Here is a 20,399-nt window from a genome sequence, read left to right as displayed (position 1 = left end):
CCATGATGCCCGGAACCTACCTCCACCTGCTGTTGCGGGGCCTGCTCGCCGGACTCGTCGCGGGTCTGCTCGCCGGCGGTGTCGCCTTCGTCGTCGGCGAACCCCACATCGAATCGGCGATCGCGCTCGAAGAAGCTGCCGGCGAGGCGCATTCGCACGACCACGATCACGCTGCGACCGCCGAAGAATCCCACGGTCACAGTCACGGCGACGACGCGCTCGTCGGCCGAACCGGTCAGAAGGCCGGGCTGTTCCTCGCGACGATCCTCGCGGGTCTCGCACTCGGCGCTCTCTACGCATCGGTGCTGCACTTCGCGCGTCGCCTCACCGACATGCCGGGGTGGAAACTCGGATTGTTCGGAGCGGCCGGGGCGTGGCTCGCCGTCGAGGCAGTCCCGTTCGTGAAGTACCCGGCGAACCCGCCGGCCGTCGGTGATCCCGACACGATCGATCAACGCACCCTGCTGTGGCTCGCCTCGGTGGTTCTCGGGCTCGTCGCGATCGCCGTGGCCGTCGCGGTGGCGAAGGCCCTGGCGGCCCAGGATCTCCACACCGTCCGTATCGCCGGACCGGCGGTCGCATTCCTCGTCGTGGTGGGACTCGGATATCTCGCCCTGCCGAGAATCGACGAGGTGGACGAGGGATTCCCCGCGACACTGCTGTGGGAGTTCCGGGTCGCGTCGTTCACCGTGCAGCTCACCCTGTGGGCGGCGCTCGGTGTGGTCTTCGCGTATCTCACCGAACGCGCGTCCCGTCGTGTGATGATCTCGGCCTGACGACATGGGTTCGGGTCTGCTCGTCGCCGGAACGACTTCGGATGCAGGGAAATCCGTGGTCGTCACCGGGATCTGCCGATCCTTGTCGCGGCGCGGCCTTCGGGTCGCGCCGTTCAAGGCGCAGAACATGTCGAACAATTCGATGGTGACGAGTGAGGGCGCGGAGATCGGGCGCGCCCAGTGGATCCAGGCGGTGGCAGCACGCGCGATCCCCGAGGCCGCGATGAACCCGGTGCTGCTCAAGCCCGGCAGCGACCGGCGCAGCCACGTCGTGGTTCTCGGGCGACCTGCCGGAGCGTTGGAGGCAGGCGAGTTCGCCGGTGGGCGACAGCATCTCGCCGATGCGGCGTTCGGCACCTTCGATGACCTCCGCCGCAGATTCGACGTGGTGGTGTGCGAAGGTGCCGGCAGTGCGGCCGAGATCAATCTGCGCGACCACGACTACGTGAACATGGGACTGGCGCAACACGGTTCGATGCCGACCGTCATCGTCGGCGACATCGACCGCGGTGGTGTCTTCGCCTCGATGTACGGGACGCTCGCCCTGCTCGACGCGGCGGATCAGCAGTTGATCCGCGGTTTCGTGATCAACAAGTTCCGTGGCGACGTCTCACTCCTGAAGCCCGGACTCGACTCGCTCGAACGACTCACCGGCCGCCCTGTACTCGGTGTGCTGCCGTGGCAACGCGACCTGTGGCTCGACTCCGAGGATTCGCTCGCCCTCACCTCCCGCCCCGTGCACGACGGTGACGGTGCACTGAGCATCGCCGTCGTGATGCTGCCGCGCGTCAGCAATTTCACCGATGTCGATGCGTTGTGCCTCGAACCGGATGTGCGGGTCCGCTTCGTCGAGGACCCGCGAGCGCTCGCCGGTGCCGACGTGGTGATCGTGCCCGGAACACGCGCAACCCTCGCGGATCTCGCGTGGCTGCGCTCGCGAGGACTCGACACCGCGATCGTCGAGCACGCCCGCCGGGGTGGAACGATCCTCGGTATCTGCGGCGGATTCCAGATGCTCGGCACGCAGATCGACGACCCGCACGGCGTCGAGGGGTTGCCCGGCGCAAGCGTTGCGGGTCTCGGATTGCTCCCGGTGCGAACCGCATTCGGACGCGAGAAGGTTCTCCGGTTGCCGAGGGGCACCGCGTTGGGTGTGGCCGCCTCCGGTTACGAGATCCACCACGGACGCATCATCGTCGACGGGGGCACCGATTTCCTCGGCGGCACCCGCGAAGGATCGGTGTTCGGCACCATGTGGCACGGCGCCCTCGAAGGGGACGCCCTACGGTGGGCGTGGCTGCGTGAGGTCGCCGCAGGGATGGGCTGCGAGATCCGCGCCGGGGAAGTGAGTTTCCCGGCCGCACGCGAGGCTCGCATCGAGGCGCTCGCGGATCTCGTCGACGAACATCTCGACATGGACGCTCTGCTCGCCATGCTCTCCGACGGGCGAACCCTGCCCGTGCTGAGGGGAACCCTTCGGTGACGGTCCTCATCCTCGGTGGGACGGGGGAAGCCCGTTCCCTCGCTGCAGCATTGGACGACACGCACATCGCGTTCGAATCCTCCCTGGCCGGCCGGGTCCGCAATCCACGCCTGCCCGTCGGCCCCGTGCGCATCGGTGGATTCGGTGGTGCAGAGGGTCTCGCCCGGTACCTGACCGAGCGCGATATCCGAGCCGTCGTCGACGCCACCCATCCGTTCGCCGCGGGCATCAGCGCGAACGCCGCCGCGGCATGCGCTGCCGCACACGTGCTGCTCGTGCGCCTGCAGCGACCCGGTTGGCACGACGAGCACCGCCGGTGGACGTGGGTCGACGACCACGACGGCGCCGCGCGCGCTGCCGCGACCGGCCGGAGGATCTTCCTCAGCACGGGACGACAGACCCTCGGCCGCTTCGTCGGGCCGCTCGACGCGCACGACGTGCTCGTCCGCGTCGTCGATCCGCCGACGATCGAAGTGCCACAGGCTTGGTCGGTGCTGCTCGGACGCGGCCCCTACACCGCGAGTGACGAACGGAAGCTGCTGCTCGACCACAGGATCGACACCCTCGTCACGAAGGATTCGGGTGGCTCGCTCACTCGCGGCAAACTCGACGCCGCCGACGAACTGGGTGTGCGCGTGATCGTCGTGCGTCGCCCGCCGGCACCCCGCGGTGTCGCCACGGTGGAGTCCGTGGCGGCAGCGCGGGAGTGGGTCCTCCGGGTCGCGGAGGTCAGACCTGCGGACCTTCGGAACGCAGATCGTCGACCTTCTTCATCGCCTCGCGCAGTTCCCGGAGCCATTGCTCCGAGTGCTGCCCCACGAGCCTGACGGTCCACTTCAGTGCGTCCGAACGGGACCGCGCGACACCCGCGTCGACGAGGGTGTCGAGCACCTTCCGTTCGGGTTGGCGCAGTCGAGTCATGACCGGGACGGCGAGGTGGGTGAACAGGTCGGTCCGGTCGCCGACCTTCACGCCCCAGGCCACCTTCCGGCCGTAGCGGGCCTCGGCCTCGTCGGCGATGCGCATCCGATCGGCGCGGGTGGTCTCGCGGAATCGAGCGATACGTCCGTCGATCTCGGTATCGCTCGTGCCGTCGGGTACCCCGAGCGGGCCGACGACGAAGATCTCCTCTCTGTCGATCTCGATGTCGGGCGGGCCGGTGAACCAGTCGTCGGGGAGCCTGCCGGCGAACCACTCGGAGGCATCGCTCGCGTCGGGGACGTCGGCCTGTTGCCAGCCGCCCGGTCGTCCGAATCCGTGAATGTGTGAATGTCGCATGATGTCCTCCTCGGGACGCGACCCGGTGCGTGTCGCACCGATCAACCGTGCGTGTTGCACTGATTACAGTGTTGCACTGCAAGCGTGACGCGCGCCACTGTCGATCGGTGAACGGTGCGATCAGTGACCGTCCCGGGGAGTCAGAACCCCGGAGGTGACGGGAGGAGCGCTACGCAGGGGAGCGGTGGAGAGCACGACGGGCAGCCACACCGCCGTGGACGCCATCACCGCGGCCCAGCACAGATACAGCCCCACGTGCGGTGCGTGAGAGGTGTGGGCGACCATCCCGGCCTGCGACCAGACGGCGAACAGTCCCACCATCGACGCCGCACCCGAGCCGAGCATCGCGATCGCCGCGGCACCCCACCGGCGGCGGAGCAACGCGACGAGCGGTACGAGGATGCCGAACACCACCACGAAGACGTCGAAGACGCGGAGGGGGAGTGTGGCGGCCTCGGAGTCCCAGCGCAGAAGGGTCGTCAGGGACGTCACCGAGGTGGCCTGGGGAAGCAGCAGGCCCACGACCAGCAGCGCGACGCACCCGGCCAGGATTCGGACCCGCGAGCGGCCGACGGTCACCTCACCGGCGACGCGGTGTTCGATGCGATCGAGATCGTGACGGAATTCCGCCAGGTCGTCCATGGTGTACCCCCGGAGCGCGGCGACGCTTCGGTCCCAGTATGCGACGCGGGTCACATCGGCGTGCTGGTTCTGCGACTCCGTTTCGGGACGGCGCGAGCGGGCATGCTCCAGGGCGTGAGCCGATACGACGCGTACATCTTCGACGTGCAGGGCACGCTGATGGACTTCTACACCCCGGTCACCCGGGCGGTCGCCGAGGCACTCGGTACCTATGCCGATCCGGCGACCGTGGGCGACCTGGTGCGGGCCTGGAGGAGTGACTACTACGAGCGCATCCTCCGCCTCGATCAGTCGGTGGAGAAGTGGTATCGCGTGCAGGACTCCTACGTCGACGGACTCGGCGACGTGTGCGAGCAGTTCGGGATCGACCTTCCCGAGGACGTGCGCATCGAGACGGCGCGGGCATGGCAGCGCCTCGAGGCATGGCCGGACGTGCGGCCGGGGCTGAAGGAACTCCGTTCTCAGGCGGTGGTGTCGACGCTGTCGAACACGGACATGGCCACGATGATCAGGCTCTTCCGCGAGCAGCAGCTCGAGGCCGACGCCATCCTCACGGCCGAACTGTTCGGCGCCTTCAAACCCGAACGTTTCCTGTACGAACGCACCTGCCGCTATCTCGGGGTCGACCCCTCCCGGGCCGCGATGGTCGCGTCGCATCCCTACGATCTGCGGGCCGCCCGCGAGGTCGGCCTGAACACCGTCTTCGTGTACCGACCGCTCGAGAACGGTCGCCTCGAGGACGCGGTCGACGACACCGAGGGCGAGTTCGACCACCGCATCGAGGACCTGCGGGACATGCCGTGACAGGTACCTGTCGGCACTCGCTGGAAGAGTGCCGATCATGGCCGAGAACAAGACCCAGCCCACCGATCGTCCGGTGTCGGAGTTCCTCGACGCCGTCGATCATCCGGTACGCCGCGCCGACGGGTGGGCACTGCACGACCTGATGCACGACGTCACCGGGCAGCCGGCGGTGATGTGGGGACCGTCGATGGTCGGTTTCGGCCGGTACCACTACCGATACGCCAGCGGACGCGAAGGCGACGCCCTCGCCGTCGGTTTCTCGCCGCGCAAGACGAACCTCGCGCTGTACGGGTTGACGATCGCGCCCGGTGCCGAAGAGCTCCTCGCGACCCTCGGTCCGCACAAGCGCGGTGCCGCGTGCCTGTACGTCACGAAGCTGTCCGCCGTGGACACCGACGTGCTGTCGGAGCTGGTGCGCATCGGCCACCACCACATGACCACGGTCGAGCACACTCCCTGAGGCGGCCGGACCGACCGGGCTCACCCGTCGCTCGGGTACCGCGTCAGTCGAGCACGAGGTGCCGCGCGGCGATCACCGCGTCCTTCCCGGAGTTCACGCCGAGCTTCCGGTACAGCGACCGCAGTTGCGTCTTCACCGTGTTCACGCTGACGAACTCGACCTTCGCGATGGTGCGTGCCGAACGACCCGCGATCAATCCGTCGAGCACCGCACGCTCGCGCGGCGTCAGTCGCACGACCGGTTTCGACTTCGGGTAGGTGGCCGTGTCGAGCGCCGTCGGCTCCGCGGCGGTCGGCAGGGCGACTCCCAGCGAGCCGAAGTGACGGGCCATCAGCGGCGAGACCATGGTGAACGGTCGCAACAGCCCGGTCTGCTGCGACAGCGCGATCGCCCGGTCGAGATGAGGACGGGCCTCGGTGTCGCGTCCGAGCGCGCATGCGGCAGCTGCACCGAGCACGGCGAGTTCCATCGCCTGCCGGGGCGTGCAGTTCGGATCGGTTCCGTAGTGGTGCACGAGCGCTTCGCTGCCGGCAGGATCGCCCGTCAGCAGACGCAGGCGGGCATGGACGGGCGCGGTGAACAGGTGGGTGGAGTCGGCGATGAGGTTCTGCGCCCGGTCGAAGTCGCCCAGCGCCAGTTCGAGGTCGGCGCGTATCGCGTTGACGAGCACCGCGTTGTACCCGGCGTGGAGCTCGGGGTGCCTCCGGATCTCGGCCTTGATCCGCCGCAGCCCGTCCATCGGAGTACGGGTGAGCAGCGCGAGCGAGCCCTGTGCGTAGAGGACGAGTGCCCAGAGCTCGTTCGGAGCCGTGGACGCTTCGATGTCGACGAGGATGTCGAGCGCGACGTCGGATTCGAGTCGGTCGATCGCGAGCAGTACCGCCGCGATCTGCTCGGCTGTGTGCGCGAGTCGTGCGTTGTTGCGGTGGTGCCGCCGAGGCGACCGATCGGTGGAGAGCGCCGCGCGTGCCTCCGGCCCTTCTCCGCGCAGGGCATGCATGAGTCCGAGTACGGCAGCGGCGTCCTCGCCGACGGGGGTCCCGGCCCCGGCGGAACGGGCTCGGCGCAGCATGCCCATCGCCTCGTGCGGACGCACCGCGAAGAAGTAGGTCAGCCCCGCCTGGAAGTAGAAGGCGGCGTCGGAAGTGACCGTCGTATCGGTGGACTCGGTCGACGAGGACACCGCTCTCGACGCGAGCTCGTCGCAGATCGACGCCGCCTCGGCGAACCGTCCGTCCCTCCGCAGAGTGACGACCTGCCCGAGCTGCGCAGCATTGTCCGACCCGCGCTCGTCGGTCCCCGGCATCACGAGGTAGGTCCTGGCCGGTTCCGCCGGCAGGTCGGCGACGGCACGTCGCAACAACGACCGGCGGACGGCGTCCGGGTACGCCCGGGCCGGGCTCCCGGGCACGGATTCGACCAGGCCGAGGGACTCGAGGGTGGTGACGAAGGTCGGGGCGTCCACACCCGACTCTGCGAGGGACGCGCAGGTCAGCGAGTCGGTCATCGCCGACATCAGAACCGGTCGCAGCAGGTGTGCGAGGAGCGGTTCGTTCTTGATCGTCCGTGCTGTCACCGAGTCGATCACCGCGTCCACGATGCGGTCGAGGTGCTCGAGCTCCGTCGCTCCGGGGATCGGTGCGGAGGACAGGGCTGTGGGGAGACGGCCGATCACGGCCGGTAGCCCTCCGGTGCGGTGAACGATCCGCTCCACGACCCACCGCTCCTGCGGAACACCGGCATCACGCAGATATGCGGTTGTTTCGTCGACGGTGAAGGCGAGGTCGGCGGAGGTGAGGATCCTCGTGTCGGAGGGCATGCCCGCACCGGCGGAACTCGTGGTGCGGGTCGCGACGACGATGCGCAGGGTCGGTTCGTCGGCGAGCAGGGTGCCGATGCCCTCGGCGACGTCCTCATCGAGTCGCGTGCCGTCGAGGACGAGGGTGACGGGTGTGTCCGCGGTCGAGAGGGCAGTTCGGAGGGCGGCGAATCCCCGGCTCGTGCGCGAGGCGTCGATGTCGATGCAACGGCGTACGGAATCGAATATCCGGGTCCAATAACGGTCGGCGGCAGAATCCGCAGTGGACGGACCGACGTACGCAATGACGCGACAAGGTTCGGGATCGGTCATGAGCCATGTCCGCAGAAGTGTCGTCTTCCCCGAGAAACGGTGGCCGCGAAGGATCACCAGACGTGGGGCATCGGACAATTCCGAGAACAGGCGACCGCGACAGTAAGGAAAAATCTCGACACCTCCACGTCGGCTTCCCCCTGCTCAACGGTTCCGTATTTCTTTTTCCGATCCTACGCCGGGTAAGTCCCGGGGAGTGGTGGGAATCGGCTGAGCGCATCCGGCCAGGTCCGCGGCGTGTCGCTCCCTCGCCGAGGGTGGGCCATCGCGTAGTGATCAACGAGTTACCTCTCACAGTGACTCACAGAAAGCAGCTACGCGATGACCCACGATCATTCTGCACTGCTCACCCAGCTCCACGCGCTCGAGGGCGCCGACAGCGCCAGCGTGTTCGCCGAACTGATCCGTACCGGCCTGCAGGCTCTGATCGAAGCCGAGGCCACCGACAAGCTCGGCGCCGGCCGCTACGAACGCACCGACACCCGGATAACGCACCGCAACGGACATCGAACGAAGACCGTGGCCACCACCAGCGGCGATGTCGAGGTCAAGATCCCCGAACTGCGGTCAGGATCGTTCTTCCCCTCCTTGCTGGAGCGACGCCGCCGCATCGACAAGGCCCTGTACGCAGTGGTCATGGAAGCCTACGTGCACGGCGTGTCGACCCGCAGCGTCGACGACCTGGTCGGCGCGTTGGGTGTCGGATCCGGGATCTCGAAGTCGGAGGTGTCGCGGATCTGCGCTGGTCTGGACACCGAGATCGCCCGGTTCCGCGAGCGCACGCTGACGCACACGAGCTTTCCGTACGTGTTTCTCGACGCCACCTTCTGCAAGGTCCGGGTCGGTGCGCACGTGGTGTCCCAGGCGTTGGTGGTGGCCACCGGAGTCTCGATCGACGGCACCCGCGAGGTACTCGGAACCGCCGTCGGGGACAGCGAATCCTACGAGTTCTGGCGCGAGTTCCTCACCAGCCTCAAGGCCCGTGGTCTGTCGGGGGTGCATCTGGTGATCTCCGATGCACACAGTGGCCTCAAAGCTGCTGTGATGCAGCAGTTCGCGGGTTCTTCGTGGCAGCGGTGCCGGGTGCATTTCATGCGCAACATTCGGGCGGCGGTGGCGGCCAAGCATGTGCCGCCGGTGATGGCGGCGGTCAAGACGATCTTCGCGCACACCGACCCGGACGCCGTCGCGGAGCAGTGGGATCAGGTCACCGACACCTTCTCCGGGTCGTTTCCGAAGGTCGCGGCGTTGATGGAAGCCGCCAAACACGATGTGCTGGCGTTCACCGCGTTCCCCAAGGCTCATTGGCAAAAGGTGTGGTCCAACAATCCCATTGAGCGGTTGAACAAGGAAATCAAGCGTCGAGCCGACGTCGTGGACATTTTTCCGAACCCGGCGGCATTCCTCCGGTTGGCGACCGCGGTGGTCATCGAGCAGCACGACGAGTGGCAGGTCACCCGCCGGTATGTCTCGGATGTGAGCATGGACGAGCTCCGGGCGGTGATCGCCGCCAAACAGCACGCTACCGAACCGGCGTTGTCGTTGACCGGCTCGAGCGAAACAGCATAGTATCCAGCACGACTCGTTGATCACTACGTCTACTGCAGAGCCGATCCGAAGTCCACCACTCCACGGGGCACTATCCTCCGCATCGTGAGCGAGTGCGAGCGGCGTAATGCCGGATAAATCGTGTTCGTTCCCTTGACTGCTCGCTCTTCATCAGAAACCGCAGGGTGGGCGATTCAACGGGCATACGGTCGTAAGGGCGCCCGATGCCGCGGAGAATCGAGAGTGAGCCATGACGACCCTGCAAACCGCCGCAGCCTCGGCGACACCCGGCGTGCAGCGAATGGGACTCCGCTTGTACCTGCTCGCGATGATCGTGCTGGAAATCGCGGCATTCCGGTCGGGCAGGGACACAAAACTGATCGTCGCGCTCGCTGTCGCGATCGCGTTCGTCGCCCGCGGGGTGTGGTTGCGCCGTCCCGTGACCCGTATGCATGCGGTAGCAGCCCTGTTGTGTCTGCTGGTGGCAGGTTTCGCCTACGCCTGGGGACACAGCCATGTCGCGTTCGTCGCGATCGCGGTGTCGGGGCCCGTGTTGGTTCTTCCCGTCGGGAGCAGGCCAGAACCCGAGGAGGAAGAACGCATCGCCTCGCTCGTGCGGGAGTCCAGCGGTGACCCGTTGGCGCCGTTTGCGCTGAATTCGACCAAGTCGTACTTCTACAATTCCGGTCGCACCGCCGCGATCGGGTATCGCACGCGCGCCGGTATCGCGGTGGTGTCGGGCGACCCGGTGGGCCACCCGCCGGCGTTCGACAACCTGCTTTCGGACTTCACGCGCTTCGCCTCCGACCGGGGGTGGCGGGTGGCTGTCCTCGGGGCCGGTGAGAACACCGTTCGGTTGTGGCAGTCGGGCGGTCGGGGTCGCCCACGACTGAGATCGGTCTGCATCGGGTGCGACGTCATCGTCGACGTCGGGCATTTCACCCTCGTCGGCCGGCGTTTCCGTAACCTCCGCCAGGCGGTGCACCGCGCCGAGAACGCCGGAGTCACCACCGAGATCGTCGCCGAAAGGGATCTGTCCCCCGAAGTGCGGAGTCAACTGCTCGACATCGTGGCTCACACTCGCTCCGGCCATCAGCGCCGGGGCTTTTCGATGATCCTCGACCATCTGCTCGACGGGACGTACCCGGACATGATGATCGTCATCGCACGCGACCGGGACATGGTTCCCGTCGGGTTTCAGCGATACGGCCTTGCAGATCATGGCGAAGAATGGAGCCTGGACGTGCCATGGCGTAGCCCCCGGGCACCGAACGGCACCGACGAGCGGATGGCCGTCGCCGTCATCGACCACGTCCGCAGCATCGGCGGAACGTCGGTGTCGTTGGCATTTGCCCCGTTCCCGGACCTTCTCGGCCCGAACGGCACCGGCCGATGGCGTTCCGGAGTGCGCATGGTGCTCCGCCTCGGAGACTCGATCATCGCGCTCGAGTCGCTGTATCGCTATCTGGACAAGTTTCACGCGGGGACAGACCGGCGGTTCGTCCTCTTCAAACTGCGTTACCTCCTACCTGCGGCGTTCGCCATGCTGACCTTCGAATTCGTTCCGCATCGCGAATACAGCGCTCGCCGCGACGACCGGCCCTAGTCCCGGCCACAAGCCCGCAGGAATACCCGCCGTGCGGCCTCACAACGTGGCGGGCACCCGTGCGAGGAGAACGTAACGACCGCTTTTACTGCTCGGCAATGTGCCGGACACGCAACCCCGAAACACTGGCCTACCCGACCAGGAGGTTGATGTGTCCTACGTTCCCCCCGCCGAACTCGCCCGTTCGATGGTCGACGCAGGCGAGAGCAAGGTCCTCATGTCCACACGGGACACCGTCATCCGGTCCTACATGGGTGGCGCGATCCTCGCGCTCGCGGCCGCATTCGCCGTCACGGTCACCGTGCAGACCGGCAACGCACTGCTCGGCGCGGTGCTATTCCCGGTCGGCTTCTGCATGCTCTATCTGCTCGGGTTCGACTTGCTCACCGGGGTGTTCACGCTCGCCCCGGTCGCCTACGTCGACAAGCGCCCGGGGGTGACCATCGGTGCGGTACTGCGCAATTGGGGTCTGGTCTTCCTCGGCAACTTTGCGGGTGCTTTCACTGTCGCCGTCATGATCACCTTCATTCTCACCTACGGCTACTCCATCCCGCCGAACGATGTGGCCCAGCAACTGATGCACATCGGGGAAGCGCGCACCGTCGGCTACGCCGAGCACGGCGCCGCAGGCATGATGACTCTGTTCCTGCGTGGTGTGCTGTGCAACTGGATGGTGTCCACCGCTGTCGTTGCAGCGCTGATGTCCAAGAGTGTTCCCGGCAAGGTCCTGGTCATGTGGATGCCGGTCATGCTGTTCTTCTACATGGGCTTCGAGCACTCCGTGGTCAACATGTTCCTCTTCCCGTCCGGATTGTTGCTCGGCGGCGAATTCTCGTTGGGCGATTATCTCGTGTGGAACGAAATCCCCACGGTGATAGGTAATCTCGTGGGAGGAATTGTTTTCGTCGGTGCGGTGATCTATGTGACCCACATGCGCACTGCACCGAAGCGGGGAGCAAGAGCCGAGACGGAGACGACGGAATCGGAACTCACGCCGGCCTGAGCAAGCGTCCGCCCCGACAACAGCCGAACCACGTCCACCCGGCAACCACATCGAAAGGCAGTACCCATGAACCCGATTCTTCCGAAGGCCGACGCTGCGGCAATTGTGGACGCGGCGAGAATCCGCCAGGGACTCACGTGGGCGGACCTCGCCGAGCACCTCGGCGCGCCGCTGGTGTGGACGACTGCAGCACTGCTGGGCCAGCACCCCCTCAGCGCAGAGCAGGCGAGCCGCGTATGTGAGCGGCTCGGATTGGGTGAGGAAATCGCTGAAAGCCTTGCACTGCAACCTCACCGCGGTTCCTCACCCGAGGTCATGCGCGACCCGACGATCTACCGTTTCTCGGAGGCGCTCTCGGTGTACGGACCGGCGCTCAAAGCGCTCATCCACGAAGAGTTCGGTGACGGAATCATGAGCGCGATCAATTTCACCGTCGACATCACGCGGCGGCCCGATCCGGACGGTGACCGCGTGGTCGTCACCTTCGACGGAAAGTTCCTGGACTACCGCTGGTAGCTGCGAGCCGTGGCCTGCCTGCCCGTGGGTCGGTTCCTGGCGGGTGGGCCGCGACAGGTGCGTCGAGAGAGTTCTTTGACGACGCGCGCATATTGCGTGGAATGCGAAGGTGCTTGAACTATTGCCAGTTCGGTCCGGTTCGGCATCTCAAGATCGTCGCTTTCATGATTCTTGCTTTCGGACTGCGATACGCTTTGCGTGCCGCAGTAAAGCGCCGGGCGACAGTGTTGTTGACCGATACCTAGTGAATAAGGAACGGGTATGGTTGCTCCGAAGGCTCCGCCGAAGACACTGACCCTCTTCGGGTTCTTTGCGATCACTGCTTCGATGGTCATGACCGTCTACGAGTATCCGACGTTCGCGACTTCCGGTCTGAGCCTGGTCTTTTTCCTCGTTCTCGGCGGCTTCTGCTGGTTCATCCCGGTGGCTCTGTGTGCTGCCGAAATGGCAACGGTCAAGGGATGGGAAGAGGGCGGCATCTTCAAATGGGTCGGGTCGACTCTGGGCGAACGATTCGGCTTCGCGGCCATCTTCTTCCAATGGCTGCAGATAACCGTCGGATTCGTCACGATGATCTATTTCATCCTCGGTGCCCTGGGCTACGTCTTCAACTGGGACAACTCGACGAGGTTCCGTGGATGAAGTTCGCCGGGGTGCTGGTGATCTTCTGGCTACTCACGTTCAGCCAACTCGGTGGCACCAAATACACCGCCCGTATTGCGAAAACAGGTTTTGTGGGCGGCGTGATCATCCCCGGAATAGTCCTCATCGTCTTGGCGATCGCGTATCTCGCCACCGGTGGACAGTCGGATGTCGAGATCAGTGCCGCCGCGCTGGTGCCCGACTTCAGTGAACTCTCCACGTTGGTCGTGTTCGTGTCGTTCATCCTGGCGTACATGGGTGTCGAGGCCAGCGCCAGTCATGCCAACGAAATGGTGAATCCCAAACGGGATTACCCGTTGGCCATGCTGATGCTCGTGATCGCGGCAGTAGTCCTCAACACCGTGGGCGGCCTGTCGGTGGCGGCAGTCGTCCCGGAGAGTGAACTCTCGCTCAGCGCCGGCGTGGTCCAGACGTTCGCCGGGCTACTCGAGCACTTCAGTCATAGTCTTGTCTGGCTGGCGAAGGTGCTTGCGGTGATGCTCGCGGTCGGCGTCATGGCCGAAGTGAGCGCCTGGGTCGTCGGCCCGGCCCGGGGTATGTATGTGACTGCCCAGAAAGGGATCCTGCCCAGGTCCATGCGCAAAGTGAACCGTGCAGACGTCCCGGTCAATTTCATCGTCGTGCAGGGTGTGATCGTCACGGGTTGGGCCGCTCTGCTCACCTTCGGCGGCGGTGCAGGCAACGTCAGCTTCTTCACCGCCATCGCCCTGACCACGGTGATCTATCTCGTCGGCTATCTCCTGTTCTTCATCGCGTACATGGTCCTGGTGTTGAGGAAGAAGAATCTGGAACGCGCGTACGAGATTCCGGGCGGAACTGTGGTCAAACTGTTCGTCGCAGTGGTCGGGTTCATCGTGTCGGGATTTGCGCTGGCGATCAGCTTTGTGACGCCCTCGACCTTGGCGAAGAGATACGATACGGAATACACGGGAATCTTGGTCTGCGCATTCATCGTCGCGGTCCTCATTCCGTTCATCATCTACGCGCTCCACGACAAGAGGTCCCACCCGCGCCTTGTCGAACCGATTCGGCAACGGTACGGCGAGGTGAACAAGTTCGTCCCGCCGATTGCACGCGGCGAGCACGTAATGCTCACCGCAGGTGAAGATGTGGCTGATCAGACGGACTACACCAAGGAGGGCCCGGACGGTCCTCGCCCCACCGGCTCGGGGACCGGCAATGCGAGCAGATCATGACGCATACGTCGAATCCGCCGTCTACACACGACTATGGTCCGATTCGCTTTCCGAGGGAGAACAATGTCTGAACCGATCGATCCCACCGAGTTCCGTGGACGTGGTGTCGGCACCAGCGACTCGCTTTCGCTCAATCCGGTCTTCGAGCGACCGGGGGAGGCCACCGACCTCCCGAAAAACCGGATGCCGCAGTCGGAGTCGTACCCCGAGACCGCCTACCAGATTGTGCACGACGAGGCGATGCTGGACGGCAACGCGCGGCTGAATCTGGCCACATTCGTCGGCACGTGGATGGACGACTTTGCCGTTCGTCTCTATACCGAGTCCGCCGACAAGAACATGATCGACAAGGACGAGTATCCGCAGACGGCGGCTATCGAAACGCGTTGCTGGACAATACTTGCCGATTTGTGGAACGCCAACGATCCCGACAACGCCATCGGAACGTCCACGATCGGTTCCTCCGAGGCGTGCATGCTCGGCGGATTGGCACTCAAACGAAGGTGGCAGAAGCGCCGGCGCTCCGAAGGAAAGTCCACCGAGGCGCCGAACCTCGTGCTTTCGAGCGCTGTTCAGGTGTGCTGGGAGAAGTTCTGCAACTATTTCGAAGTCGAAGCACGGTATGTACCCATCACCTTGGAGCACAGAACCCTCGACGGGCACGAACTCGACAAGTATGTGGACGAGAACACCATCGGCGTCGTCGCCATCATGGGCGTGACGTATACCGGAGCGTACGAACCTGTTGCCGAGATCAGTGAGGCACTGGACCGCATCGCCGCCGACACCGGCGTCGACGTCCCGATTCACGTCGACGGCGCGTCCGGAGCGATGATCGCGCCGTTCTGTCAGCCGGACCTGGTGTGGGATTTCCGGCTCGACCGGGTGGCGTCGATCAGCACGTCGGGTCACAAGTACGGTCTCGTCTATCCCGGCGTGGGCTGGGTGGTATGGCGTGACAAGCAGGCGCTACCGGACGAACTGGTCTTCTACGTCAGTTACCTCGGCGGCAGCATGCCAACCTTTGCGCTGAACTTCTCACGGCCGGGCGCGCAGGTGCTGTTGCAGTACTACATGTTCCTGCGCTTGGGGTCCAACGGTTACAAACGAGTCCAACAGGAGTCGCTGGCAGTCGCGCAGTACCTTGCGCAGGAGATAGCCAAGCTTCCGGCATTCGAACTGTGGAACGACGGCTCCGACATTCCGGTGTTCGCGTGGATGCTCAAAAAGGGCTACACCGACAAGTGGACCCTCTACGACCTGTCGGACAGGTTGCGGATGAAGGGATGGCTCGTACCCGCGTATCCCATGCCCGACGACCTGGCCGACGTCACGGTGCAGCGGATCGTCGTGCGCAACGGTTTGAGCCACGACCTCGCCACCGCGCTTCTGGCCGAAATCAAGACGGAGGTCGACTTCCTCGATCGGCTGGAGACGCCTATTCCGCGTGAAGGTCAGCCGGTGCTGTTCCACCACTAGTTGTACTGACCGGACACGTTGATCGACTGATTCTGTTACTCGGTAACTGTGACTGGGTATCATTGGGGCATGACTGTTCCGATTGATCGCCGACGTTTGCATGACATCGCCCTGCGCCTGTTCCGCGAGTTTGGCTACGACACCGTGTCGGTGGCCCAGATCGCTGAAGCGGCTGGAGTGTCACGGATGACCTTCTTCCGGCACTTCTCCAGCAAGGAGTCCGTCCTGGTGGAGGACATGTTCGATCCGGCGATCGCACTGGCCGTCGCCGCCCAGCCAGCGTCAGCACACCCGCTCGAGCGAGTGGTGGGCGGCTTCCTGGCCGCGCTGAGCGAGCCCGAAGCGGCGCGCGAGTTGTCGTCTCCCCAGTTCCGGGACCGCATCCAGCTCGTCGCGGCCACGCCCTCTTTGCGTGGGGCTGTCTGGGCTTCCAGCGCGGCAACGGAGCAGGCGATTCGCGAGGCCCTGGTCAGCTCCGGCGCATCCGCCGACCAGGCGCGAGCTGCTGCAGGGGCCGTGATGGGGGCCGCCACGGCGATCCTGCTGGGCTGGGCGGCCGAGCCCGAGCCCAGCCATGTTGCGATGGCCCTTGCCGGCGGGCTGCAGAGCTTGTTGGGCTCGGCCCGATGACCGCCGCGCTGACCTTGTCGGGGATCCAGGTCCGGCTGGGCGGATGCGAGGTGTTGCGTGGACTGGACCTTGAGCTGTCCCACGGACAGATTCGTGCGCTCGTCGGCCTCAACGGTGCGGGCAAGACGACCGCACTGCGGGTGGCGCTGGGCATGCTGCGACCCGATGCGGGCCATGTCCTGCTCCACGGCCAGGACATCTGGCCCAGCCCCGCAGAGGCCTGGTGTCGGGTCGGTCACATGGTCGAGACGCCGGCCGCCTATCCCGAGCTGACAGCGCGCGCCAACATCGACAACGCGATCATGCTTCACGGCATGGACCCATCAGGGTGCGCGCCACGCGTCGCGCAGCTTTCGCGGGCGCTCGGCATGGAAGCCCATCTTGACCAGCCCGTTCGGCGGCTTTCCCTAGGCACGCGTCAGAAGGTGGGCCTGATCAGCGCGCTCGCCCATGAGCCCAGCGTGGCCGTCCTCGACGAGCCCACCAACGGCCTCGACCCTCTGGCGGTCGTGGCGTTTCGTGACGAACTGCGTCGCCTGGCAGGCCAGGGCAGCTCGATCCTGATCACCAGCCACCACTTCGACGAACTCGCCCGTGTCTCCGATGCGGTCGACGTCCTTCACCACGGACAGGTCATCGCCACCATCACCCCCGACGAACGTGACCTCGAGAAGGTCTTCTTCGACACCGTACTGGCCGCCGACCAACAGTTGCAGGAGATCTGATGACCCCACACGCCCCAGTCCTGCGCATCGAATCCCGAAAACTCTACGCATCCCCCGTGGCCAGAACCGCGGCCTGTGCCGTTCTCATCATGGCCACAGCCACCTCGGCCGGTGGCTACGCAGCAGCCGTCCACGCCCCAGGGACAGACATGGGCCGCAAGGCAGCCGCCATGATCAGCGGGCAGGGGTGGAGCGGATATGTCAGCCTGGCCGCCCTGAGCCTTGGAGTCACCCTGCTGCTGGCAGCCGGAATCGTCGCGGCGTGGGCAGTCGGCCGCGAGTTCACTGACGGCACCATCGTCGGTCTCTTCGCGATCGGCACGTCCCGCGCAGCGGTGGCACGCGCAAAGCTTGTCGCCTGCCTCGGCTGGGGCCTGGCCCTCACTCTGGTTCAAAGCGTCGCATCGATCATGGCAGGGATCGGTCTCGGGCTTGATCCGGCAGGGGCACTCCATGCCGGGTTGACACTGACGATCAGCGGATTCTGCCTGGTGTGCAGCGTGCTTCCCATCGCTTGGGTGGCCACCCACTGGCGCGGATACCTGGCCGGGATCGGCGCGACCCTGGCCGTTCTCGTGGCCACCAACCTGACCTCCGGCTTCGGTCTCGGCCGCTACGTGCCGTGGGCGATCCCGACCCTGTGGGCCTCTGGCGATCCGACTGTGCCGGCAGTTGCACTTGTCATCCCCCTGGCGGTCGGTCTGCTCGGCGGGTGCGCAACGTCGTCGGCATGGAAACGCATCCAGATCGGCCGCAGCTAGCCCTCGACTGCACTTTCCGGAGAACGCAATGTCTCACCCCAATGCGGCCCTGACGCCGCGTCATCGCCTGATCGTCGCTCGTCTCGTCGTCGGCGAGGGCTGGCCTGTCAGTGAGGTCGCTGCACGATTCCAGGTGTCGTGGCCGACGGTGAAGCGCTGGGCCGACCGCTACCGCGCCGGCGAGCTCATGCAGGACCGCTCCTCGCGCCCGCACCACTCGCCCAGCAAAACCAGCGCGCGGGTCACCCGCCGCTGCATCCAGCTCCGGCTACGTCTCCGCGAAGGACCGGTGCAGCTCTCGTATCGGCTCGGGATCGCGCCGTCGACGGTCCACCGCATCCTCACGGATGCCCATCTCAACCGGCTCTCCCACGTCGACCGCGCTACCGGCGAACCCGTCCGTCGCTACGAACACGACCATCCTGGCGCGATGCTCCACGTCGATGTGAAGAAGCTCGGCAATATCCCCGACGGCGGAGGCTGGCGCTACGTCGGCCGACGACAAGGCGAGAAGAACCGAGCAGCCACCCCCGACAAGCCCAGGAATAAGCACTATGACCCGTTGATGGGCAAGGCCTACGTCCACACCGTCATCGACGACCACTCCCGTGTCGCCTACGCCGAGATCCACGACAACGAAACCGCGATCACCGCCACCGCAGTGCTGGTGAGGGCCGTCGAGTGGTTCAACGCCCGCGGCGTCACCGTCGAACGCGTCCTGTCCGACAACGGCGGCGCCTACCGCTCACACCTATGGCGAGACACCTGCGCAGAGCTCGGAGTCAGGCACAAGCGCACGCGGCCGTATCGGCCGCAGACCAACGGCAAGATCGAGCGGTTCCACCGCACCCTGGCCGACGGCTGGGCCTACGCCCGCTGCTACACCTCCGAAACGGAACGCCGGGGCGAGCTGGAGGGCTGGCTGCACTACTACAACCACCACCGGCCCCACACGGCCTGCGGGAACCAGCCGCCCTTCTCACGATTGACCAACGTCCCCGGTCAGTACAACTAGTCGGCCGGTTCGTCGCTGCGGAAGCGATGCACAGTTGGCGTGGAGCGGCACATCCTCGCGAAGGAAGCAGGTACCAACTGCATACCGATTCGTGACCGAGAACCCTGATATCCCGGCACCTCGTGGTCGAGGATGGGGACACGACGCCGGGAGAAGGATGGACGGTCTTCGGGTTCGGGGGCACGGGGCTCTCGGGGTCGTACGGCTCGTGGATGTGCGGGCCCGCCCACCACAGGAGATTCGCGATGAAAGCAGCAGTCGTCACCGACTTCACAGCACCCCTCGAGATCCAAGATCTGCCTGTTCCCGAGCCCGGACCGACCGACGTACTGGTGAAGATGGAAGTGACCGGGCTCTGCCACACCGATATCCACGCGGCACACGGTGATTGGCCGGTCAAGCCGTCTCCGCCGTTCATACCCGGGCACGAGGGCATCGGACGTGTCGAGGCGATCGGATCGGACGTCACCGACCGACCGGTGGGTGAGCGGGTCGCCATCGCCTGGCTGGGATATGCGTGTGGTGCGTGCCGGTATTGCATCTCCGGCTGGGAGACTCTGTGCGAGAACCAGCGCAATTCCGGTTACTCCGTCAACGGCAGCTTCGGTGAGTACGCGGTGCTCCCCTCTGCTTTCGCAACCCCTGTCCCCGACGGTGTTTCGTCCGTGGACGCGGGGCCACTGACGTGCGCCGGCGTGACGACCTACAAGGCGGTACTGGTGGCGAAGGTGCGTCCCGCGCAGACCGTCGCCGTCTTCGGTATCGGCGGACTCGGACACCTCGCAGTGCAGTATGCGCGGATTGCAGGCGGCTTCGTGGTCGCTGTCGACGTCGAAGACGAGAAGCTCGAAATGGCGCGGCGTCTCGGCGCAGACCATGTTGTCAACGCCAAGAAGGAGGACCCGGTGGAGGCGATCGCCCGCCTCGGGGGAGCGGATGTGGCTCTCGCGCTCGTGGCCTCGGCTGCGTCCTTCCAGCAGGCTTACGCCTCGCTGCGTCGCGGCGGGCGACTCGTCTGTGTAGCGCTGCCGGCCGGTGATGCGTCGTTGCCGGTGCCGATCTTCGACACGGTGCTCGGCGGCAAGTCCGTGATCGGATCGATCGTGGGGACGCGCAACGACCTGGCCGACGTCTTCGCCCTGCACGCAGCGGGACGCACCCAGGTCATCTCCGAAACCCGACCGTTGGAATCGGTGAACCAGTCGATCAGCGATGTGCTCAGCGGATCTGTTCCCGCTCGAGTGGTGTTCGAATTCTGATACATCTCTCGCGCGTTCCGAGGACGACATCGGCACCCGGAACCGCAGTACCGAGAATCGCGAAAGCCCCGGACCGGAAGATAATCCGGCCGGGGCTTTTCGTCTGAGCCGATGACGGGAATCGAACCCGCGTATTCAGCTTGGGAAGCTGAACGAATGGCATCGGCCCAGGTCAGCTGGGTAAGAACAAGACCGACTAAGGCATGATAAGAACGGCCATGACGGGCTTCCGCACGTACCTCAACTCGTACCTCTGTGCCGGGCCTAGTCGAGTTGTCATTCGCTGAATAAGTTATCTTTGACGCTACGTGACCGATAACTTATCCGGCTGAGCGGTCTTGGCTAGCCGTCATGCCTGGACGGGGCGATTCCCTAGCCATCGGTTGTAATGCGGTTTGCAGAGTCCCCGTGTATTAGCCTCCCT

General features: G+C 65.4%; 20 protein-coding genes and 1 tRNA gene. 17 read left to right on the top strand and 4 right to left on the bottom strand.

The window, feature by feature from the left end; genetic code table 11:
- Positions 1-5 precede the first annotated feature (5 nt).
- The 3 genes from CKW34_RS19585 to CKW34_RS19575 are packed head-to-tail and all read left to right on the top strand — an operon-like array spanning position 6 to position 3,086.
- Positions 6-776 (top strand): CbtA family protein, encoded by a 771-nt coding sequence (locus CKW34_RS19585; protein ID WP_095092103.1) that lies wholly within the window; start codon positions 6-8, stop codon positions 774-776.
- A 4-nt stretch (positions 777-780) separates the two neighbouring features.
- Positions 781-2,259, top strand: coding sequence for a cobyric acid synthase (locus CKW34_RS19580; RefSeq protein ID WP_059384631.1), 1,479 nt, complete (start codon positions 781-783; stop codon positions 2,257-2,259).
- The gene (locus tag CKW34_RS19575; RefSeq protein WP_059384630.1) at positions 2,256-3,086 is read left to right on the top strand and encodes a cobalt-precorrin-6A reductase; all 831 of its coding nucleotides are present in this window, start codon (positions 2,256-2,258) and stop codon (positions 3,084-3,086) included. The genes CKW34_RS19580 and CKW34_RS19575 overlap by 4 nt, the downstream gene beginning before the upstream one ends.
- Here the strand turns inward: CKW34_RS19575 and CKW34_RS19570 are convergent.
- Positions 2,989-3,537: a hypothetical protein gene (locus CKW34_RS19570; protein ID WP_059384660.1), complete on the bottom strand. Its 549-nt coding sequence runs from the start codon at positions 3,535-3,537 to the stop codon at positions 2,989-2,991. The two genes, CKW34_RS19575 and CKW34_RS19570, sit on opposite strands and share 98 nt — an antisense overlap.
- Before the next feature lie 120 nt (positions 3,538-3,657).
- The gene (locus tag CKW34_RS19565) at positions 3,658-4,233 is read right to left on the bottom strand and encodes an Rv2732c family membrane protein (protein WP_230823305.1); all 576 of its coding nucleotides are present in this window, start codon (positions 4,231-4,233) and stop codon (positions 3,658-3,660) included.
- A 48-nt stretch (positions 4,234-4,281) separates the two neighbouring features.
- On the opposite strand from CKW34_RS19565, the gene CKW34_RS19560 reads away from it, so the two are divergent.
- Both CKW34_RS19560 and CKW34_RS19555 read left to right on the top strand, forming a co-directional pair.
- Positions 4,282-4,983: a haloacid dehalogenase type II gene (locus tag CKW34_RS19560; protein WP_059384658.1), complete on the top strand. Its 702-nt coding sequence runs from the start codon at positions 4,282-4,284 to the stop codon at positions 4,981-4,983.
- Positions 4,984-5,020: 37 nt separating this feature from the next.
- Positions 5,021-5,443 carry a DUF1801 domain-containing protein gene (locus CKW34_RS19555; RefSeq protein ID WP_059384657.1) on the top strand — a complete coding sequence of 141 codons (423 nt, stop codon included), beginning with the start codon at positions 5,021-5,023 and terminating at the stop codon, positions 5,441-5,443.
- A 43-nt stretch (positions 5,444-5,486) separates the two neighbouring features.
- Here the strand turns inward: CKW34_RS19555 and CKW34_RS19550 are convergent, their stop codons facing one another.
- The gene (locus CKW34_RS19550) at positions 5,487-7,574 is read right to left on the bottom strand and encodes a helix-turn-helix transcriptional regulator (RefSeq protein ID WP_059384629.1); all 2,088 of its coding nucleotides are present in this window, start codon (positions 7,572-7,574) and stop codon (positions 5,487-5,489) included.
- A 321-nt stretch (positions 7,575-7,895) separates the two neighbouring features.
- Here CKW34_RS19550 and CKW34_RS19545 point away from each other — a divergent pair, with 321 nt between their 5' ends.
- From CKW34_RS19545 to CKW34_RS19495, 12 genes are all read left to right on the top strand, one after another.
- On the top strand, positions 7,896-9,143 hold the full coding sequence (locus CKW34_RS19545) for an IS256 family transposase (protein ID WP_059384854.1): 1,248 nt from the start codon (positions 7,896-7,898) through the stop codon (positions 9,141-9,143).
- A gap of 229 nt (positions 9,144-9,372) precedes the next feature.
- Positions 9,373-10,728 carry a bifunctional lysylphosphatidylglycerol flippase/synthetase MprF gene (locus tag CKW34_RS19540; protein WP_231921750.1) on the top strand — a complete coding sequence of 452 codons (1,356 nt, stop codon included), beginning with the start codon at positions 9,373-9,375 and terminating at the stop codon, positions 10,726-10,728.
- A gap of 151 nt (positions 10,729-10,879) precedes the next feature.
- Positions 10,880-11,731 carry a formate/nitrite transporter family protein gene (locus CKW34_RS19535; RefSeq protein WP_059384755.1) on the top strand — a complete coding sequence of 284 codons (852 nt, stop codon included), beginning with the start codon at positions 10,880-10,882 and terminating at the stop codon, positions 11,729-11,731.
- Positions 11,732-11,797: 66 nt separating this feature from the next.
- Entirely contained in the window at positions 11,798-12,247 is a 450-nt protein-coding gene (gene cynS / locus CKW34_RS19530) for a cyanase (protein WP_059384756.1), read from the top strand.
- A gap of 261 nt (positions 12,248-12,508) precedes the next feature.
- Positions 12,509-12,889, top strand: a complete 381-nt coding sequence (locus CKW34_RS24810) for an amino acid permease (RefSeq protein ID WP_064059939.1) — start codon at positions 12,509-12,511, stop codon at positions 12,887-12,889.
- The gene (locus CKW34_RS19525) at positions 12,886-14,106 is read left to right on the top strand and encodes an amino acid permease (RefSeq protein ID WP_064059938.1); all 1,221 of its coding nucleotides are present in this window, start codon (positions 12,886-12,888) and stop codon (positions 14,104-14,106) included. The genes CKW34_RS24810 and CKW34_RS19525 overlap by 4 nt, the downstream gene beginning before the upstream one ends.
- 63 nt (positions 14,107-14,169) lie before the next feature.
- Complete coding sequence (locus tag CKW34_RS19520) at positions 14,170-15,585, top strand: glutamate decarboxylase (RefSeq protein WP_059384757.1); 1,416 nt, start codon at positions 14,170-14,172, stop codon at positions 15,583-15,585.
- A 69-nt stretch (positions 15,586-15,654) separates the two neighbouring features.
- Complete coding sequence (locus CKW34_RS19515) at positions 15,655-16,215, top strand: TetR/AcrR family transcriptional regulator (protein ID WP_059384764.1); 561 nt, start codon at positions 15,655-15,657, stop codon at positions 16,213-16,215.
- A complete protein-coding gene (locus CKW34_RS19510; RefSeq protein ID WP_059384758.1) occupies positions 16,212-16,940 on the top strand; it encodes an ABC transporter ATP-binding protein in 729 nt (242 codons plus the stop codon). The genes CKW34_RS19515 and CKW34_RS19510 overlap by 4 nt, the downstream gene beginning before the upstream one ends.
- Before the next feature lie 89 nt (positions 16,941-17,029).
- Positions 17,030-17,701, top strand: coding sequence for an ABC transporter permease (locus CKW34_RS19505; protein WP_197700680.1), 672 nt, complete (start codon positions 17,030-17,032; stop codon positions 17,699-17,701).
- Positions 17,702-17,729: 28 nt separating this feature from the next.
- A complete protein-coding gene (locus tag CKW34_RS19500; RefSeq protein WP_059384760.1) occupies positions 17,730-18,716 on the top strand; it encodes an IS481 family transposase in 987 nt (328 codons plus the stop codon).
- A 245-nt stretch (positions 18,717-18,961) separates the two neighbouring features.
- Positions 18,962-19,975: a zinc-dependent alcohol dehydrogenase gene (locus CKW34_RS19495; protein ID WP_059384765.1), complete on the top strand. Its 1,014-nt coding sequence runs from the start codon at positions 18,962-18,964 to the stop codon at positions 19,973-19,975.
- 109 nt (positions 19,976-20,084) lie between these two features.
- Here CKW34_RS19495 and CKW34_RS24350 read toward each other — a convergent pair.
- Positions 20,085-20,153, bottom strand: a tRNA-Gly gene (locus CKW34_RS24350).
- Between the last annotated feature and the right edge of the window lie 246 nt (positions 20,154-20,399).

This window comes from Rhodococcus rhodochrous, from assembly GCF_900187265.1.
Lineage (GTDB): Bacteria > Actinomycetota > Actinomycetes > Mycobacteriales > Mycobacteriaceae > Rhodococcus > Rhodococcus rhodochrous.
Note: the sequence above shows the minus strand (reverse complement) of the source record. Positions and strands in the feature narration are given on the sequence as shown.

What these genes read in the sequence shown, in the direction of transcription:
- CKW34_RS19585 (WP_095092103.1), top strand. Translation starts at nt 6, where the DNA reads ATGCCCGGAACCTACCTCCACCTGCTGTTGCGGGGCCTGCTCGCCGGA.
- CKW34_RS19580 (WP_059384631.1), top strand. Translation starts at nt 781, where the DNA reads ATGGGTTCGGGTCTGCTCGTCGCCGGAACGACTTCGGATGCAGGGAAA.
- CKW34_RS19570 (WP_059384660.1), bottom strand. Translation starts at nt 3,537, where the DNA reads ATGCGACATTCACACATTCACGGATTCGGACGACCGGGCGGCTGGCAA.
- CKW34_RS19560 (WP_059384658.1), top strand. Translation starts at nt 4,282, where the DNA reads ATGCTCCAGGGCGTGAGCCGATACGACGCGTACATCTTCGACGTGCAG.
- CKW34_RS19555 (WP_059384657.1), top strand. Translation starts at nt 5,021, where the DNA reads ATGGCCGAGAACAAGACCCAGCCCACCGATCGTCCGGTGTCGGAGTTC.
- CKW34_RS19550 (WP_059384629.1), bottom strand. Translation starts at nt 7,574, where the DNA reads ATGACCGATCCCGAACCTTGTCGCGTCATTGCGTACGTCGGTCCGTCC.
- CKW34_RS19545 (WP_059384854.1), top strand. Translation starts at nt 7,896, where the DNA reads ATGACCCACGATCATTCTGCACTGCTCACCCAGCTCCACGCGCTCGAG.
- CKW34_RS19540 (WP_231921750.1), top strand. Translation starts at nt 9,373, where the DNA reads ATGACGACCCTGCAAACCGCCGCAGCCTCGGCGACACCCGGCGTGCAG.
- cynS (WP_059384756.1), top strand. Translation starts at nt 11,798, where the DNA reads ATGAACCCGATTCTTCCGAAGGCCGACGCTGCGGCAATTGTGGACGCG.
- CKW34_RS24810 (WP_064059939.1), top strand. Translation starts at nt 12,509, where the DNA reads ATGGTTGCTCCGAAGGCTCCGCCGAAGACACTGACCCTCTTCGGGTTC.
- CKW34_RS19525 (WP_064059938.1), top strand. Translation starts at nt 12,886, where the DNA reads ATGAAGTTCGCCGGGGTGCTGGTGATCTTCTGGCTACTCACGTTCAGC.
- CKW34_RS19520 (WP_059384757.1), top strand. Translation starts at nt 14,170, where the DNA reads ATGTCTGAACCGATCGATCCCACCGAGTTCCGTGGACGTGGTGTCGGC.
- CKW34_RS19515 (WP_059384764.1), top strand. Translation starts at nt 15,655, where the DNA reads ATGACTGTTCCGATTGATCGCCGACGTTTGCATGACATCGCCCTGCGC.
- CKW34_RS19510 (WP_059384758.1), top strand. Translation starts at nt 16,212, where the DNA reads ATGACCGCCGCGCTGACCTTGTCGGGGATCCAGGTCCGGCTGGGCGGA.
- CKW34_RS19505 (WP_197700680.1), top strand. Translation starts at nt 17,030, where the DNA reads ATGGCCACAGCCACCTCGGCCGGTGGCTACGCAGCAGCCGTCCACGCC.
- CKW34_RS19500 (WP_059384760.1), top strand. Translation starts at nt 17,730, where the DNA reads ATGTCTCACCCCAATGCGGCCCTGACGCCGCGTCATCGCCTGATCGTC.
- CKW34_RS19495 (WP_059384765.1), top strand. Translation starts at nt 18,962, where the DNA reads ATGAAAGCAGCAGTCGTCACCGACTTCACAGCACCCCTCGAGATCCAA.